This is a genomic window from Streptococcus plurextorum DSM 22810 (assembly GCF_000423745.1).
Taxonomy (GTDB): Bacteria; Bacillota; Bacilli; order Lactobacillales; family Streptococcaceae; genus Streptococcus; species Streptococcus plurextorum.
In genome coordinates this window covers 42,070-56,525 of sequence record NZ_AUIO01000014.1, presented here as the reverse complement: position 1 = coordinate 56,525, position 14,456 = coordinate 42,070, and the positions used below count along the sequence as shown (strand labels likewise).

14 protein-coding genes are annotated in these 14,456 nt (G+C 43.2%); 12 read left to right on the top strand and 2 right to left on the bottom strand.

Translation table 11 applies throughout. The features are described 5' to 3' along the window. Both G575_RS0109430 and G575_RS0109425 read right to left on the bottom strand, forming a co-directional pair. Positions 1 to 624 (bottom strand): amino acid ABC transporter ATP-binding protein (locus G575_RS0109430; RefSeq protein ID WP_027972514.1); only part of this gene is annotated, 624 nt, incomplete at its 3' end. Next, entirely contained in the window at positions 617 to 2,200 is a 1,584-nt protein-coding gene (locus G575_RS0109425; RefSeq protein ID WP_027972513.1) for an ABC transporter substrate-binding protein/permease, read from the bottom strand. The genes G575_RS0109430 and G575_RS0109425, both read right to left, overlap by 8 nt. Before the next feature lie 126 nt (positions 2,201 to 2,326). On the opposite strand from G575_RS0109425, the gene G575_RS0109420 reads away from it, so the two are divergent. From G575_RS0109420 to sufB, 12 genes are all read left to right on the top strand, one after another. After that, a complete protein-coding gene (locus tag G575_RS0109420; RefSeq protein WP_027972512.1) occupies positions 2,327 to 4,228 on the top strand; it encodes a DUF2207 domain-containing protein in 1,902 nt (633 codons plus the stop codon). A gap of 54 nt (positions 4,229 to 4,282) precedes the next feature. Next, positions 4,283 to 5,119 (top strand): undecaprenyl-diphosphate phosphatase, encoded by an 837-nt coding sequence (locus tag G575_RS0109415; RefSeq protein ID WP_027972511.1) that lies wholly within the window; start codon positions 4,283 to 4,285, stop codon positions 5,117 to 5,119. Between the two features lie 134 nt (positions 5,120 to 5,253). Continuing rightward, positions 5,254 to 5,979, top strand: a complete 726-nt coding sequence (gene mecA, locus G575_RS0109410; protein WP_027972510.1) for an adaptor protein MecA — start codon at positions 5,254 to 5,256, stop codon at positions 5,977 to 5,979. After that, the gene (locus tag G575_RS0109405; protein WP_027972509.1) at positions 5,979 to 7,130 is read left to right on the top strand and encodes a glycosyltransferase family 4 protein; all 1,152 of its coding nucleotides are present in this window, start codon (positions 5,979 to 5,981) and stop codon (positions 7,128 to 7,130) included. Before mecA ends, G575_RS0109405 begins: the two co-directional genes overlap by 1 nt. 71 nt (positions 7,131 to 7,201) lie before the next feature. Continuing rightward, positions 7,202 to 7,975 (top strand): Fe-S cluster assembly ATPase SufC, encoded by a 774-nt coding sequence (gene sufC, locus G575_RS0109400; protein WP_027972508.1) that lies wholly within the window; start codon positions 7,202 to 7,204, stop codon positions 7,973 to 7,975. A gap of 8 nt (positions 7,976 to 7,983) precedes the next feature. Beyond that, complete coding sequence (locus G575_RS0109395) at positions 7,984 to 8,487, top strand: GNAT family N-acetyltransferase (RefSeq protein ID WP_027972507.1); 504 nt, start codon at positions 7,984 to 7,986, stop codon at positions 8,485 to 8,487. An 18-nt stretch (positions 8,488 to 8,505) separates the two neighbouring features. Then, entirely contained in the window at positions 8,506 to 9,768 is a 1,263-nt protein-coding gene (sufD, locus tag G575_RS0109390; protein ID WP_027972506.1) for a Fe-S cluster assembly protein SufD, read from the top strand. 1 nt (position 9,769) lies between these two features. Continuing rightward, positions 9,770 to 10,318 (top strand): GNAT family N-acetyltransferase, encoded by a 549-nt coding sequence (locus G575_RS0109385; protein WP_027972505.1) that lies wholly within the window; start codon positions 9,770 to 9,772, stop codon positions 10,316 to 10,318. Positions 10,319 to 10,321: 3 nt separating this feature from the next. Beyond that, entirely contained in the window at positions 10,322 to 10,969 is a 648-nt protein-coding gene (locus tag G575_RS0109380; RefSeq protein ID WP_027972504.1) for an immunity protein Imm33 domain-containing protein, read from the top strand. Positions 10,970 to 10,988: 19 nt separating this feature from the next. Next, a complete protein-coding gene (locus G575_RS0109375; protein ID WP_027972503.1) occupies positions 10,989 to 12,215 on the top strand; it encodes an aminotransferase class V-fold PLP-dependent enzyme in 1,227 nt (408 codons plus the stop codon). Next, a complete protein-coding gene (gene sufU, locus G575_RS0109370; RefSeq protein ID WP_027972502.1) occupies positions 12,202 to 12,642 on the top strand; it encodes a Fe-S cluster assembly sulfur transfer protein SufU in 441 nt (146 codons plus the stop codon). Before G575_RS0109375 ends, sufU begins: the two co-directional genes overlap by 14 nt. A gap of 246 nt (positions 12,643 to 12,888) precedes the next feature. Next, on the top strand, positions 12,889 to 14,307 hold the full coding sequence (sufB, locus tag G575_RS0109365) for a Fe-S cluster assembly protein SufB (protein ID WP_027972501.1): 1,419 nt from the start codon (positions 12,889 to 12,891) through the stop codon (positions 14,305 to 14,307). The last annotated feature ends 149 nt before the right edge of the window (positions 14,308 to 14,456 follow it).

The window sequence follows — 14,456 nt, the reverse complement described above, 5'->3', positions numbered from 1 at the left end:
TGATACTTCCTTAGCAAATTCCATCTCATGGGTGACAATCAGCATGGTTAATCCAGATTCGGCTAATGCTTTCATGGTTTTGAGAACTTCGCCTACCATTTCTGGGTCAAGGGCTGATGTTGGCTCGTCAAAGAGGATGGCCTCTGGGTCTACTGAAAGGGCACGGGCGATAGCCACACGTTGCTTTTGCCCGCCAGAGAGTTGCTTAGGTTTTGCTGTCCAGTATTGAGAGCCAAGTCCTACTTTTTCAAGGTTTGCTTTAGCGATTGCCTCAGCTTCTGAGCGTTCGCGTTTGAGGACAGTGGTTTGTGCGACAACTGCATTTTCTAAGACGTTGAGGTTTTCAAAGAGGTTAAAAGATTGGAAAACCATCCCCAACTTTTCACGGTAGGTGGTCAGGTCGTAGCCTTTTTCAAGAACATTTTGCCCGTGGTAGAGAATCTCACCGCCAGAAGGCTCCTCTAAAAGGTTGATAGAGCGTAAAAAGGTTGACTTCCCAGAACCGGAAGAGCCGATGATGGAGATGACTTCCCCTTTTTCAACGGTGAGTGAGATGTCTTTGAGGACTTCGTTTTGCCCATAAGATTTTTTCAGATGTTTGATTTCTAAAATGGTATTAGACATGTGGAATCTCCTCGATTTGCATTTGGTTGGCACCTGTGGTGTAAGTATCGACATCCATGCGTTTTTCGATGTAACGTAGAATGCGAGTGACGGTGAAGGTCAAAATAAAGTAGATGGTTGCAATAATGGTAAAGGTCTGGAAGTATTGGTAATTCTGTGTGGCGACAGTTTTTCCAGAGAAGTAGAGTTCTACAACTGAAATCACATTGAGCACAGAGGTGTCTTTAATATTGATGACAAATTCGTTACCAGTGGCAGGGAGAATATTTCTGATGACTTGAGGCAAGACAATCTTGCGCATGGTTTGCCCGTGGGTAAAGCCGAGCGCAGTAGCTGCTTCAAACTGCCCTTTGTCCACAGCGAAGATACCACCACGCACCACCTCAGACATATAGGCACCTGTGTTAATGGACACGATGAAAATAGCTGCCCAGAGACGAGGGATATTGATATTAAAAGCCTGTGCTGTTCCGTAGTAGATGACCATTGACTGTACAATCATAGGAGTTCCACGGAAAACCTCGATGTAGATATTAAGGAGTCCGCCCACGATTTTTTGAAGGAAGGCGCCTGCTTTACTTGTCGCTTTTGGTGCAGTTCTAAAAATACCAATCAAAAGACCGATGATGAGACCGCAGATGGTTCCTGTAATGGAGATAAGGAGTGTCGTTCCGGTACCAGCAAGAAGCTCTCGCCAATTGCTTTTAAGGATACTCCAGACTTGTTGGAAGAAAGTTGGTTGACTGGTTTCTGTGTCGCTTTCTTCTTCAACAGGTTGTTTTCCAATCATGTCATCCATGAGAGCGACACGGTCTTCTTCTGAAATGGTAGCAAGCACTTGATTGATTGCGCCGATGCGATCGTCATCTTTTCGGAGGCCGACTGCAATGGCAGCATCTGATTCTGACACTTGGAAGCCTTCTTCTAGAGAGAGCATTTTAAAGGCAGCGTTAGCATTTTCAGCGGTCGTCCCTTCTGGTCGCTCAGAAATATAAGCGTCAATAATGCCTGACTCTAAAGCTTGTCGCATTTGAGAGAAATCTCCCATTGGTGTCTGCGCTTCAATACCTGGCATTTGTGACAGGAGGTTGACGTGCCAGACACCTTGTTGGGCTGTTATTTTGGCGCCAGAAAAGTCAGAAATGCTAGTTGCATTAGCATATTTGCCATCCTTACGCACCATGATGACAGGCTCACTGGTGTAGTAGCTGTCAGAAAAGGAGATTTCTTTTTTACGTTCTTCGGTCGGGCTCATGCCTGCGATGATGAGGTCAATTTTTCCAGAGGTTAAAGCTGGGACTAGACCATCCCATTCGGTTTTGACCACTAAAAGTTCTTTTCCTAAGCTGTCTGCGATTTTTTTAGCAATTTGCACATCGTAACCGTTGGCGTATTGGCTGCTTCCTTCGATAGCAACTGCTCCATTAGAGTTGTCGTTTTGCGTCCAGTTAAATGGAGCGTAGGCTGCCTCCATACCGACACGGAGATAGTTATCCTCTTCGGCTGCGAGCGCAGCTGTTGAACCAGTCAAAGCCATAAGGAGTAAGGCTAAGAGGGAAAGTAATCGTTTTTTCATTTTTATACCCCTATAAAAGTTATACTTATTCATTTTACAGGAAAGTTCTATACTTTTCAATGGGAAATGCCCGATAATTTGCCAATTGTGATAAAATAATAACATCACTTTGAAGGAAGGGTCAGCATGAAAAAAGTAATCAGCCTAGTCATTATCTTTTTTGCTCTGCTATTTTCCCAGGGCGTTTATGCCGCGGAAGTCGATTATACGATTGATTCTTATGTGGGAGAACTAGTGATTCATGAGGACAATGGGGCAACCTTTACGCAACTTGTGACCTTTAGTTATGACTCTGATTATAACGGTCAGTATATTAGCTTGGGAACAGCGGGAAATATGCCAGAAGGTTTTGATATTCTAGGACAGCCACTAGTTGTCATCCAAAAGAATGGTTCAGCTGTTTCAGCAAGTCAGATTGATTTTGATTATCTTGGGGATGGCTATCGCTTGAAGATATATAATGGCGGGCAAAGTGGTGATCGTGTTACGGTCAAGGTCGTTTGGGAGTTAGCCAATCTCCTCTTTCCTTACCAGGATGTCGCTGAACTCAATTGGAAACCAATTAGTGATTGGGATCAAACCATTGATAAGGTAAGTTTTACGATTAAAACAGACCGTGTGACTGACGAGAGTGAACTCTGGGCGCATCGTGGTTACTTTAAAGGGCAACCCCAGGTTAGTCGCACAGATCAAGGGATGTATCAGGTGTCGGTAGATTCACTGAGTGGCGTTTTAGAGCTACATGCCTATTGGGACAAGGAAATTTTGACGGATCAGGTCGCTCTTCTGTCTGAAAAAGCATTGTCACGAATCGAGAAGACTGAGAAGGCAATTGCAAGGAAAAGCAAGCTCTTACAGACTGCTTTTGGAACCATGTTACCAGCTACTATTTTGGTAATCGTTATTAGTCAAGTGTGGCGTTTCATTAAAGTTAAGAAAGATTTGGATAAATACCGACCTAAGTTAGGAAAAACAAGGCTATACGAAGTTCCAGAAGAGTTATCTCCTGCGGTTTTAGCAAGTGAAATCTATCAAGTAACCTTTAAAGAATTGGTGGAGCATCCAAAATCTGGAAAGGTGCGATTTGATAATCTTGTTCAGGCAATGATCTTGGATATGCTTGATCGAGGCATTTTATCTCTTGATAAGAGAGAGCCGGTGCCGTATCTCAAACTGGTTGATTTAGATAAAACCACTAAGTCCGACCTTGCTTTTCTAAATATGGCCTTTGGCGATCGTTTAGAGGTGGCTTTGGATAAGCTGTTTTCTGATTTTAAGTATGAGGAGAATACGGTTAAGAAACTAGGCAAACAGTACTCGGGCACACAATTGGAAAAAATGGTCAGAAGTCAGGCGAGCAAGATTCGTCGTAAAATCATTGTGAATTTAGCAGCCATTGATCAGGCGGTAGCCGGTGAGACACAAAAAGCCAAGAGACCTGTTCCTTATCGTAAGTTGACCAAGGACGAAAAAAGGAAACTTGACTGGGCATCAGGTATGGGTTGCTTCCTGTGTTTGGTTACAGGAGGGCTTAGCTTTTATTTTCTACTCAATGCAAGTCTATTATCAGTGGCCTACTTTTTATTGACTATCCTAACACTTGTGGTGACGCTTATCCTAAGTCGATTATCACTGACTTATCATAAGCAAGGTGCTATCAGTCCAGAAGGTGCTTATCGCTTGGAACAATGGCAGAGCTTTGAACGGATGATGGATGACATTAACAAGTTTGAGACGGTGGAATTAGAAGGGCTTGTGGTTTGGAATAGATTGCTGGTATACGCGAATTTGTTAGGCTATGCTAAGAAGGTTGAACGCTACCTGAAGGTGCATCAGATTGCGCTACCTGAGGATATGGAGCGCTTAAACCTCCACCTGACGACCTATTTGCTTGTATCATCTCATCATTTGACGATGACTTCCCATCAGGTTAACACCGATGCTAATTTTTCCGTTTCCTCTGGTGGGAGTGGCGGAAGCGGAGGTTTTTCTGGCGGTGGAGGAGGTGGGGGTGGAGGCTCTTGCTAAAGTGCACCCCATCTGGTATAATGGTTGTTAGTATGACATCAACAAGGAGACAATATGTTTTTTGATATTTTAAAAGCCCTCTTTTTTGGCATCGTTGAAGGTATTACAGAGTGGCTACCTATTTCGAGTACGGGGCATTTGATACTGGTTCAGGAATTCATCAATTTCAGCAACCAGAGTAAAGCATTTATGGACATGTTTAACATTGTCATTCAGCTAGGAGCTATTTGTGCAGTTATTGTCATTTATTTCAAACGGCTCAATCCATTTCAGCCTGGGAAAACCGCTCTTGAGGTTCAGAAAACCTGGCAACTTTGGGTTAAAGTCTTCATTGCCTGTATCCCATCCATTTTAGTGGCACTTCCTCTAGACAGTTGGTTTGAAAAGTATTTTCAAAACATGCCAACGGTTGCTCTCATGCTGATTATCTACGGAGTTGCCTTTATTTTAATTGAGGATAAAGATGTGACGCCAAAGGTAACCAGTTTGTCAAAAATGTCTTACAGGACAGCATTCTATATTGGGCTCTTTCAAGTTCTCAGTATTGTCCCTGGTACTAGCCGCTCAGGTGCGACAATCTTGGGGGGGATTTTACTGGGGACCAGCAGAAGTGTGGCTGCGGATTTCACCTTCTTTTTAGCCATCCCGACGATGTTTGGTTACAGTGGTCTCAAAGCAGTCAAGTTCTTCCTTGATGGAAATGTGCTGACGTTTTCGCAGAGCTTTTTATTAGTGATTGCCAGTGTGACAGCTTTTGTAGTTAGTTATTATGCTATTCGCTTCCTGACAGACTATGTTAAGACACACACCTTTACTATTTTTGGGAAATACCGCATAGTGCTTGGTTTGATTTTGCTAGCTTATGCAGGTCTGTCCTTTGTATTTGCATAAGAAAAAGGCTCTCTGCCTTTTTCTTTTTTGTAATGGCAGAGCTAAGTAATGGAAAGAGTATCTGAAAGTCAGAAATTGCTATTTCCGCACCTTTCCTGTATAATGAAATAACTAGACCCGTGCGAGGTATTACCATGGAAATGAAACAAATCAATGAAACCACATTGAAAATTACCATAAGTTTGGAAGACTTGGAAGAACGTGGCATGGCCATGCACGATTTTCTAATTCCACAGGAAAAAACAGAAGAATTTTTCTATACAGTCATGGATGAGCTTGACCTGCCAGATAATTTTAAGCAGAGTGGCATGCTCAGTTTTCGTGTGACTCCGAGGAAAGATCGCTTAGATGTGTTTGTTACTAAGTCAGAAATTAGCCAAGATTTGAATTTTGAAGATTTTGCTGATTTTGGAGACATGTCGCAAATGTCTCCAGAAGAATTTTTCAAGAATTTAGAGCAAAAAATGCTTGAAAAAGGAGACGTGGATGCTCACAAACGCTTGGCAGAAATCGAGGCTGCTGAAGAGGCTCAAGACACAGATGTTTCTGAAGCAGAAGAAGAGCTGGACTATGTCCACTATGTGTTAAGCTTCTCAGATTTTGAAGAGGTCTTGTCTTTCGTTAGAACGATTGATTTTCCTGTAGAAGCCTCAGAGCTTTACAAGGCTGAAAAAGAATACTACATGACGATTTTGGTGTCACTTGAAAATCAACCAGCTCATTACGCCAATCTCATATTTGCTCGTTTAATTGAGCATGCTCAAAAAGCTAGCAAAACAAGATCTTATTTGCAAGAACATGGGGTACAACTTTTGCTAGATGATGCAGTAGGGCTTTTGCAGGCGATTGAGGTGGCTTAATGGCTTCTTTCTCTTTAGACTTTATTTTAGTCTTAATTGCAACCTTCTGTTTATCTTTGTTGTTAACGCCGATTGTTCGCGTCTTAGCTTTTAAAATCGGGGCAGTGGACCATCCAAATGCTCGCCGAATCAATAAAATTCCTATGCCCAGTGCGGGGGGGTTAGCAGTTGTAGCTTCCTTTGTGCTGGCTACGATGGTATTTATGCCTATGGCCGTTCATCAAACGGTGCACGGACAGACTTATTTTTCCTATATGTTACCTGTTGTTAGTGCAGGTCTGATTGTCGCTGTGACTGGTCTTATTGATGATGTTGTCGAGCTGACTGCTAAGAAAAAGCTACTCGGTATCATCTTAGCAGCTGTCTTGATTTGGTATTTTACTGAATTCCGATTTGATTCGTTCAAGATTCCATTTGGTGGTCCTTTGATTGAGTTTGATCCAGTATTGACCTTTGTGGCGACCATTCTTTGGATTGTAGGGATTACCAATGCGGTTAATCTTATGGATGGTTTAGACGGTCTGGTTAGCGGTGTTTCGATTATCAGTCTGTCGACGATGGGGCTGGTGTCTAACTTCTTTTTGACTGATACCAATCTTTTTATTACCCTGACGATTTTTATATTGATTGCAGCGATTGCAGGTTTCTTACCCTATAATTACAACCCTGCTTGGATTTATGGAGGGGATACGGGGGCGCTCTTTATTGGGTTTATGATTTCGGTTCTATCCCTTCAAGGGTTAAAAAACGCAACGGCAGTAGCGGTTGTGACCCCAGTTATCATTTTAGGTGTTCCTATTGTAGATACGTTTGTTGCCATTATTAGACGGACCTTATCAGGTAAGAAATTTTATGAGCCAGACAAGATGCACTTGCATCACCGATTGCTAGCCATGGGATTTACCCATAAGGGAGCTGTTTTGGTTATTTATGGTATTGCTCTGCTCTTTTCCCTGACTTCCCTTCTTTTGAATGTGTCGACGCGGTTAGGGGGTATCCTATTAGTTTTAGGGCTTTTGCTTGGCTTGGAGGTGCTTATAGAAGGTTTGGAAATTTGGGGTGAAAAACGTACTCCTCTCTTTACCCTCTTGAAACTTATTGGAAATCCAGTTTATCGTAAAGAATATTTTGAACAAAAGCAAAAGAAATAAGCAGAAGAAAAGCCTTTCTAGGGCTTTTTTGCTATAATGGAAACACTATGAAAATAAAAAAGGAGTCTATCGTGTCTGTACTTGAAATCAAAAACCTACATGTCTCTATCGAAGACAAAGAAATCTTGAGAGGGGTCAATTTGACCTTGAAAACAGGGGAAGTGGCAGCGATTATGGGTCCTAACGGGACAGGGAAATCGACGCTGTCAGCAGCGATTATGGGAAATCCTAGCTTTGAAGTGACAGAAGGGGAAATCCTTTTAGACGGTCAGAATATTTTGGAATTGGAAGTTGATGAGCGTGCACGTTTGGGACTTTTCTTAGCCATGCAATACCCATCTGAAATTCCAGGAATTACCAATGCTGAGTTTATCCGTGCAGCGATGAATGCTGGTAAAGAAGACGAAGACAAGATTTCTGTCCGTGATTTCATCACCAAGTTGGACGAAAAAATGGAATTGCTAGGCATGAAAGAAGAAATGGCCGAGCGCTACCTTAACGAGGGCTTTTCTGGTGGTGAGAAAAAACGCAATGAAATCCTACAACTTCTCATGCTTGAGCCAAAATTTGCACTCCTTGATGAGATCGATTCAGGTCTTGACATCGACGCTTTAAAAGTGGTGTCAAAAGGTGTTAATGCTATGCGAGGCGAGGGCTTTGGTGCTATGATTATCACCCATTACCAACGTCTCCTTAACTACATCACACCTGATGTGGTTCACGTTATGATGGATGGCCGCGTGGTTCTTTCAGGTGGTGCAGAACTTGCTGCCCGCTTGGAAAAAGAAGGTTATGTTAAGATTGCTGAAGAGCTTGGTATTGACTACCACGAAGAATTAGACTAGAGAAATCTATGCTTCCCATTGATCGCTTCTCACAAAGATTTACTGTTCGTCAACTCATTTCAGACGATATAGAGCGCATACTGTCTGTGTACCAAAGTAATCCCTTGTATTTTAAGCATTGTCCACCAGAGCCTACCCTATCTTTGGTTTTAGAGGATATGAGTGCCCTCCCTAAGGGGAAAAAGGCTGAAGATAAGTACTTTTTAGGCTATTTTGAGGGAGAAAACTTAATTGCAGTTTTGGATTTGATTCAGGCTTATCCTGATGATGCGACAGCTTTTATCGGTTTTTTCATGCTTGATAAAGCTGCGCAAGGAACGGGTATGGGTAGCTTTATCATCACTGAATTACTTGACGTCTTAAGGAGTCATTTTGATAAAGTGCGCCTAGGTTTTGTCAAAGGCAATCCTCAGGCAGAGCACTTTTGGAGAAAACAGGGCATTGTCCCTACCGGTCAAATCGTGCATGACAAAAAGTACGATATTGTTGTTGCAGAAAAATCTCTCAGATAAAACGAAAAAGGAATAAACATGTCTAAACAAGATATTCTACATTTTTCTCAAGCAAAAGCGGAGCCTACTTGGTTACAAGACCGTCGTTTGGCGGCTTTTGAGAAAATAGCAGAGCTGGATTTACCTAAAATTGAGCGCGTCAAATTTCACCGTTGGAATCTTGGTGATAGTAACATTGCGGAGTCTGACTATACCGATAATGTGCCAGACTTTACAGCCCTTGGAGACAATCCAAAGCTCGTCCAAGTGGGAACGCAGACTGTCCTTGAACAGTTGCCTATGGCATTAATCAACAAAGGTGTAGTGTTCACTGATTTTCACGCGGCTTTAGAAGAAATCCCAGAAGTGATTGAAAAGTATTTAGGGTCTGCAGTTGCTTTTGATGAACACCGATTAGCGGCTTACCATGCAGCATATTTCAACAGCGCAGCTGTTCTTTATGTGCCAGAAAATGTCGAGATTGATGTTCCTGTAGAGGGGATTTTCCTTCAAGATAGTGATAGTGCTGTGCCTTTTAACAAGCATATTCTCATCATTGCAGGCAAACACGCTAAAGTGAACTATCTCGAGCGTTTTGAAACCATTGGCGATGGGGCAATAGAAGTGTCTGCTAATATTTGTGTTGAGGTCATTGCTGAAGCTGGCAGTCAAGTGAAATTTGCAGCCATTGATCGTTTGGGGAAGAACGTCACGACCTTTATCAGTCGTCGTGGTCGCTTGGCAAATGATGCGAGTATTGACTGGGCGCTTGGTGTCATGAACGAAGGCAATGTGGTAGCTGATTTTGATTCTGATTTGATTGGAAATGGTAGCCACGCTAACCTTAAGGTGGTTGCGGCATCGAGTGGCCGTCAGGTACAAGGGATTGATACGCGTGTGACCAACTATGGCAATAATTCCGTCGGGCATATTTTGCAACATGGGGTTATCTTGGAGCGAGGCACGCTAACTTTTAACGGTATCGGTCATATCATTAAAGGTGCAAAAGGAGCAGATGCTCAGCAAGAAAGTCGTGTGCTCATGCTGTCTGACAAAGCGCGTAGTGATGCCAATCCAATTCTCCTCATTGACGAAAATGAAGTGACCGCAGGTCACGCAGCTTCTATTGGACAAGTTGACCCAGAAGACATGTATTACCTCATGAGCCGTGGGATTGACCAAGAAACCGCAGAACGTCTTGTGATTCGAGGATTTTTGGGAGCTGTTATCACTGAAATTCCAGTCAAAGAAGTGCGCGACGAAATGATTGCGGTACTAGATAGGAAATTGGATAATCGCTAGAATGGCAACTGACAATCAGAAGGCAGTGACTTTGGTACCTATAGCAATCGGTGACCAAGAAGCATTTATCAGAGCCAATCAGGAAGCCTTTAATTATGGAGCTTTAGAAGAGTTTGGAGAGCGCCACAGTTACTTTGAAGAAGATGGGCAAATTATCGCTAGATCAACGATTCAGCATGCTATGGAGCATGGACAAGGTTATTGGATTTATGCAGATGGTCAGCCTGTAGGCGGCTTAATCCTTCTGATTAATGGGAAGCGTGGTGACTTGGATACCCTGTTCACTTTCCCAAATCTTCATAGTAAAGGGATTGGGCAAGCGGCTTGGAAAGCGGTTGAAAAGGCTTTTCCTGAGGTTGAGGTCTGGGAAACAATGACGCCTTACTATGACAAGCGTAATATTCACTTCTATGTCAATCGTTGTGGTTTTCATATTGTTGACTATTACAACCCATTTCACAAAGAAGCAGCCTTTTTTGATGATGGGGAACATGATATGCTGGCGCAATTTCCAGATGGTTTTTTCAGGTTTGAAAAGAGGATAAGATAGAGAATGGGCTTGTTTGATTTTCTTAAAAAAAGTAGTAACGAGGATAGTGTCACCTATACCTTAGAAAATGTTGCTGAGCGCAACCAAGCTGATCCTAGACATTTTCTCATTCCTAGCCCAGATGAGGTTGCTAATTTGAAGGTTGGGGACATGGTGCGGTTGATTTTTCGATTGAATCAGCCCTTGGAAAATGGTTGCAATGCTGAACGCATGTGGCTTGAGATTTCAGCTATCACTGATGGTCATTACAAGGGGATTTTGACCAATCAACCTCAGTTTATCACGACCATTAACATCATGGATGAACTTGTCTTTTCAGAGGAACATATCGCCACTATCCTAACACCGGGATCATCCTACGACATGAAAAAACTAGCCATTGTCTCACTTGATTGTCTCCGCAGACGTGAAATCAACTGGGCAATCCGTAATGAAGACTTGCACCATGAAAAAGATAGCGGTTGGCAATTTTTGACAGGCTATGAGACCCCTGAGGAACAGGAAGACCCAGAAAGTGCCAGACTGATAACGATTGATGATGTCTTAATGATTGAGCCACTGTTGGAGACAGTTCTTGAACAAGCAGGCCAGGCTTATTACTATGATAGGCAGTTGAATCAATTTGTTGAAGATATCAGTACAGATGAGTGACATGTAAGGAGGTAAGTCATTGTTAGACGCTAAAAAGATTCGTCAGGATTTTGGGATTTTAGACCAGATCATCAATGACGAACCCCTAGTATACCTTGATAATGCGGCAACGACTCAAAAACCTCGTCAAGTTTTGGAGGCTCTTCAGCATTATTACGAGACCAATAATACCAATGTGCACCGCGGGGTGCATACATTAGCAGAGCGCGCCACAGCTGATTATGAAGCGGCGCGTGAAAAGGTGCGCGCTTTTATCAATGCAGCATCAACCAAGGAAATCCTTTTTACCAGAGGGACAACGACAGGGCTTAACTGGGTCGCTCAGTTTGCCAAAGAAGTCTTGTCAGAGGGAGATGAAGTGCTGATTTCGATTATGGAGCATCACTCAAATATTATCCCTTGGCAAGAAGTCTGCAAGCAAACGGGTGCTAAGTTGGTTTATGTTTACCTGAAAGAAGGGCAGCTGGATATGGCTGATTTGACAGCTAAGCTATCGTCTAAGACAAAGTTTGTCAGCTTAGCTCAGGTTTCAAATGTTCTTGGCTGCCTTAACCCCATCAAGGAAATCGCAGAGCGGGCACATGCTGTTGGTGCTTATATGGTGGTTGACGGTGCTCAGTCCATTCCCCATATGGCCATTGATGTACAAGATTTGGATTGTGATTTCTTCGCCTTTTCTGGGCATAAGATGATGGGACCGACAGGTATAGGAGTTCTTTATGGCAAGGAAGAGTTGCTCAATCGCATGTCGCCAGTTGAGTTTGGTGGCGAGATGATCGACTTTGTCTATGAACAAGAAGCCACCTGGAAGGAGTTGCCTTGGAAGTTTGAAGCAGGGACGCCAAATATTGCTGGTGCTATTGGTCTGGGAGCGGCCATTGATTACCTGACAAGTCTTGGTATGGAGAAGATTCATGCTTATGAACAGGAGTTGGTAAACTACCTTCTGCCCAAGCTTCAAAACATTACTGGTCTGACGGTTTACGGGCCACAAAGTCCAGATCAGCATACCGGTGTGATTGCCTTTAATATTGAAGGTCTTCATCCGCATGATGTGGCAACGGCTCTTGATTATGAAGGGGTGGCTGTTCGTGCGGGACACCACTGCGCCCAGCCACTCATTCATTCGTTGGGGATTTCGTCTGCGGTCCGCGCCAGCTTTTATGTTTACAACACCAAAGAAGACTGTGACAAGCTACTTGACGCTATTCAAAAAACAAAGGAGTTCTTTAATGGCACTCTCTAGATTAGATTCTTTATATATGGCAGTAGTTGCCGATCACTCCAAACACCCGCATCATCACGGTGTTTTAGATGGGGTTGAAGCCATTCAGCTCAATAACCCAACGTGTGGAGATGTTATTGCTTTGACGGTTAAAGTTGAGGGTGACGTTATTAAAGACATTGCCTTTGCAGGAGAAGGCTGCACCATTTCGACAGCTTCTTCTAGCATGATGACAGATGCTGTTATCGGCAAAACCAAGGCTGACGCTTTAGCCTTAGCAGAGACCTTCTCTGAAATGGTTCAAGGGCAAACTGGCCTTGACACAAAGGCGCTAGGGGATGCTGAATTCATGGCAGGCGTTGCCAAATTTCCACAGCGGATCAAATGCGCGACCTTAGCTTGGAATGCCCTGAAGAAAGCACTAGAACGAAATGAAAGTGCTGACTGAAGGGGGAATTGCGACGTGAGCCTAAGCGGTCGATGCCACCGCGTAAGGCGAGCTAGTCAGTCTCCTAGCAAGTTACCATAGGAACTTGCGTCCTTTATCACGCTACATCAGTAGCTGATAAAGTTGGAGAGTGGAGCGTAGTGAGATGACATCGCACTAAAGACATGCCTAGCTGATATGTTTATTGCCTGATCTTATCAGCTCTGCCATGTTTATCAAAACCAAAACCTTTAAAAAGGAAAGATTATGACTGAAACAAATGAAAAAGTAGAACCAAAACCCATCGACTTAGGGGAATACAAATACGGTTTTCACGATGATGTGACGCCGATTTATTCGACAGGTAAAGGGATTAGCGAACAAGTTGTTCGTGACATGTCAGCAGCTAAAGGTGAACCTGAGTGGATGCTTGATTTTCGTCTCAAATCTCTTGAAGCCTTTAACAAAATACCAATGCAAGAGTGGGGGCCTGATCTTTCAGGTATCGACTTTGATGATTTGACCTACTACCAAAAACCATCGGATAAACCTGCTCGTTCTTGGGATGAAGTGCCTGAAAAAATTAAGGAAACCTTTGAGCGGATTGGTATTCCAGAAGCAGAGCGTGCCTATCTCGCAGGGGCGTCAGCTCAGTACGAATCTGAAGTGGTTTATCACAATATGAAAGAAGAATATGACAAGCTGGGCATCATCTTTACCGATACAGACTCGGCTTTGAAAGAGTATCCAGACCTTTTCAAACAATATTTTTCAAAATTAGTCCCACCAACGGACAATAAATTCGCAGCCCTCAATTCAGCCTTTTGGTCAGGAGGCACCTTTATCTATGTGCCAAAAGGGGTCAAATGCGACATCCCGCTTCAGACTTACTTCCGCATGAATAACGAAGCCACTGCTCAGTTTGAGCGCACTCTGATTATCGTTGATGAAGGTGCTAGCGTGCACTATGTTGAAGGCTGCACAGCACCGACTTACTCGACAGCTAGTCTTCACGCGGCTATCGTGGAAATTTTTGCCCTGGAAGGCAGCTATATGCGTTACACGACTATCCAAAACTGGTCGGATAATGTTTATAACCTTGTAACCAAACGTGCCACAGCTAAGAAAAATGCCACTGTGGAGTGGATTGATGGTAATCTAGGTGCTGAGGTGACCATGAAATACCCATCTGTTTATTTAGACGGAGAAGGTGCGCGTGGAACTATGTTGTCTATCGCTTTTGCTAATGCCGGGCAACACCAAGATGCTGGTGCTAAGATGATACATAATGCGCCTCACACCTCATCTTCAATCGTTTCGAAATCCATTGCCAGAAATGGAGGCGTGGTTAATTACCGCGGGCAAGTCACTTTTAATAAGGATTCGAAGAAATCTATCTCACACATCGAATGCGATACGATTCTGATGGACGATATTTCAAAATCAGATACCATTCCCTTCAATGAAATTCACAATTCGCAAGTGGCACTGGAGCATGAAGCAAAGGTATCTAAAATCTCCGAAGAGCAGCTCTACTATTTGATGAGCCGTGGACTGTCGGAGCAAGAAGCTACAGAAATGATTGTTATGGGCTTTGTAGAGCCGTTTACCAAAGAACTCCCAATGGAGTATGCGGTTGAGTTGAACCGACTCATCGCCTATGAAATGGAAGGGTCAGTGGGATAAATTAACCCCATTGTCCTACCGTTCAATCCTTTGATTCAAAAGCTTGTAGATGACAAGCTTTTGTCTTTGTTTATTGGTGATGTCTTTTAAGACTCTATATCTTCTATTTCACAGGGGAAATTAAAATAAAACGATTAAAAAGAATGGGA

What these genes read in the sequence shown, in the direction of transcription:
- G575_RS0109405 (WP_027972509.1), top strand. Translation starts at nt 5,979, where the DNA reads ATGGCTTCTTTCTCTTTAGACTTTATTTTAGTCTTAATTGCAACCTTC.
- G575_RS0109420 (WP_027972512.1), top strand. Translation starts at nt 2,327, where the DNA reads ATGAAAAAAGTAATCAGCCTAGTCATTATCTTTTTTGCTCTGCTATTT.
- G575_RS0109415 (WP_027972511.1), top strand. Translation starts at nt 4,283, where the DNA reads ATGTTTTTTGATATTTTAAAAGCCCTCTTTTTTGGCATCGTTGAAGGT.
- G575_RS0109395 (WP_027972507.1), top strand. Translation starts at nt 7,984, where the DNA reads ATGCTTCCCATTGATCGCTTCTCACAAAGATTTACTGTTCGTCAACTC.
- G575_RS0109380 (WP_027972504.1), top strand. Translation starts at nt 10,322, where the DNA reads ATGGGCTTGTTTGATTTTCTTAAAAAAAGTAGTAACGAGGATAGTGTC.
- sufU (WP_027972502.1), top strand. Translation starts at nt 12,202, where the DNA reads ATGGCACTCTCTAGATTAGATTCTTTATATATGGCAGTAGTTGCCGAT.
- sufD (WP_027972506.1), top strand. Translation starts at nt 8,506, where the DNA reads ATGTCTAAACAAGATATTCTACATTTTTCTCAAGCAAAAGCGGAGCCT.
- G575_RS0109385 (WP_027972505.1), top strand. Translation starts at nt 9,770, where the DNA reads ATGGCAACTGACAATCAGAAGGCAGTGACTTTGGTACCTATAGCAATC.
- mecA (WP_027972510.1), top strand. Translation starts at nt 5,254, where the DNA reads ATGGAAATGAAACAAATCAATGAAACCACATTGAAAATTACCATAAGT.
- G575_RS0109425 (WP_027972513.1), bottom strand. Translation starts at nt 2,200, where the DNA reads ATGAAAAAACGATTACTTTCCCTCTTAGCCTTACTCCTTATGGCTTTG.
- sufB (WP_027972501.1), top strand. Translation starts at nt 12,889, where the DNA reads ATGACTGAAACAAATGAAAAAGTAGAACCAAAACCCATCGACTTAGGG.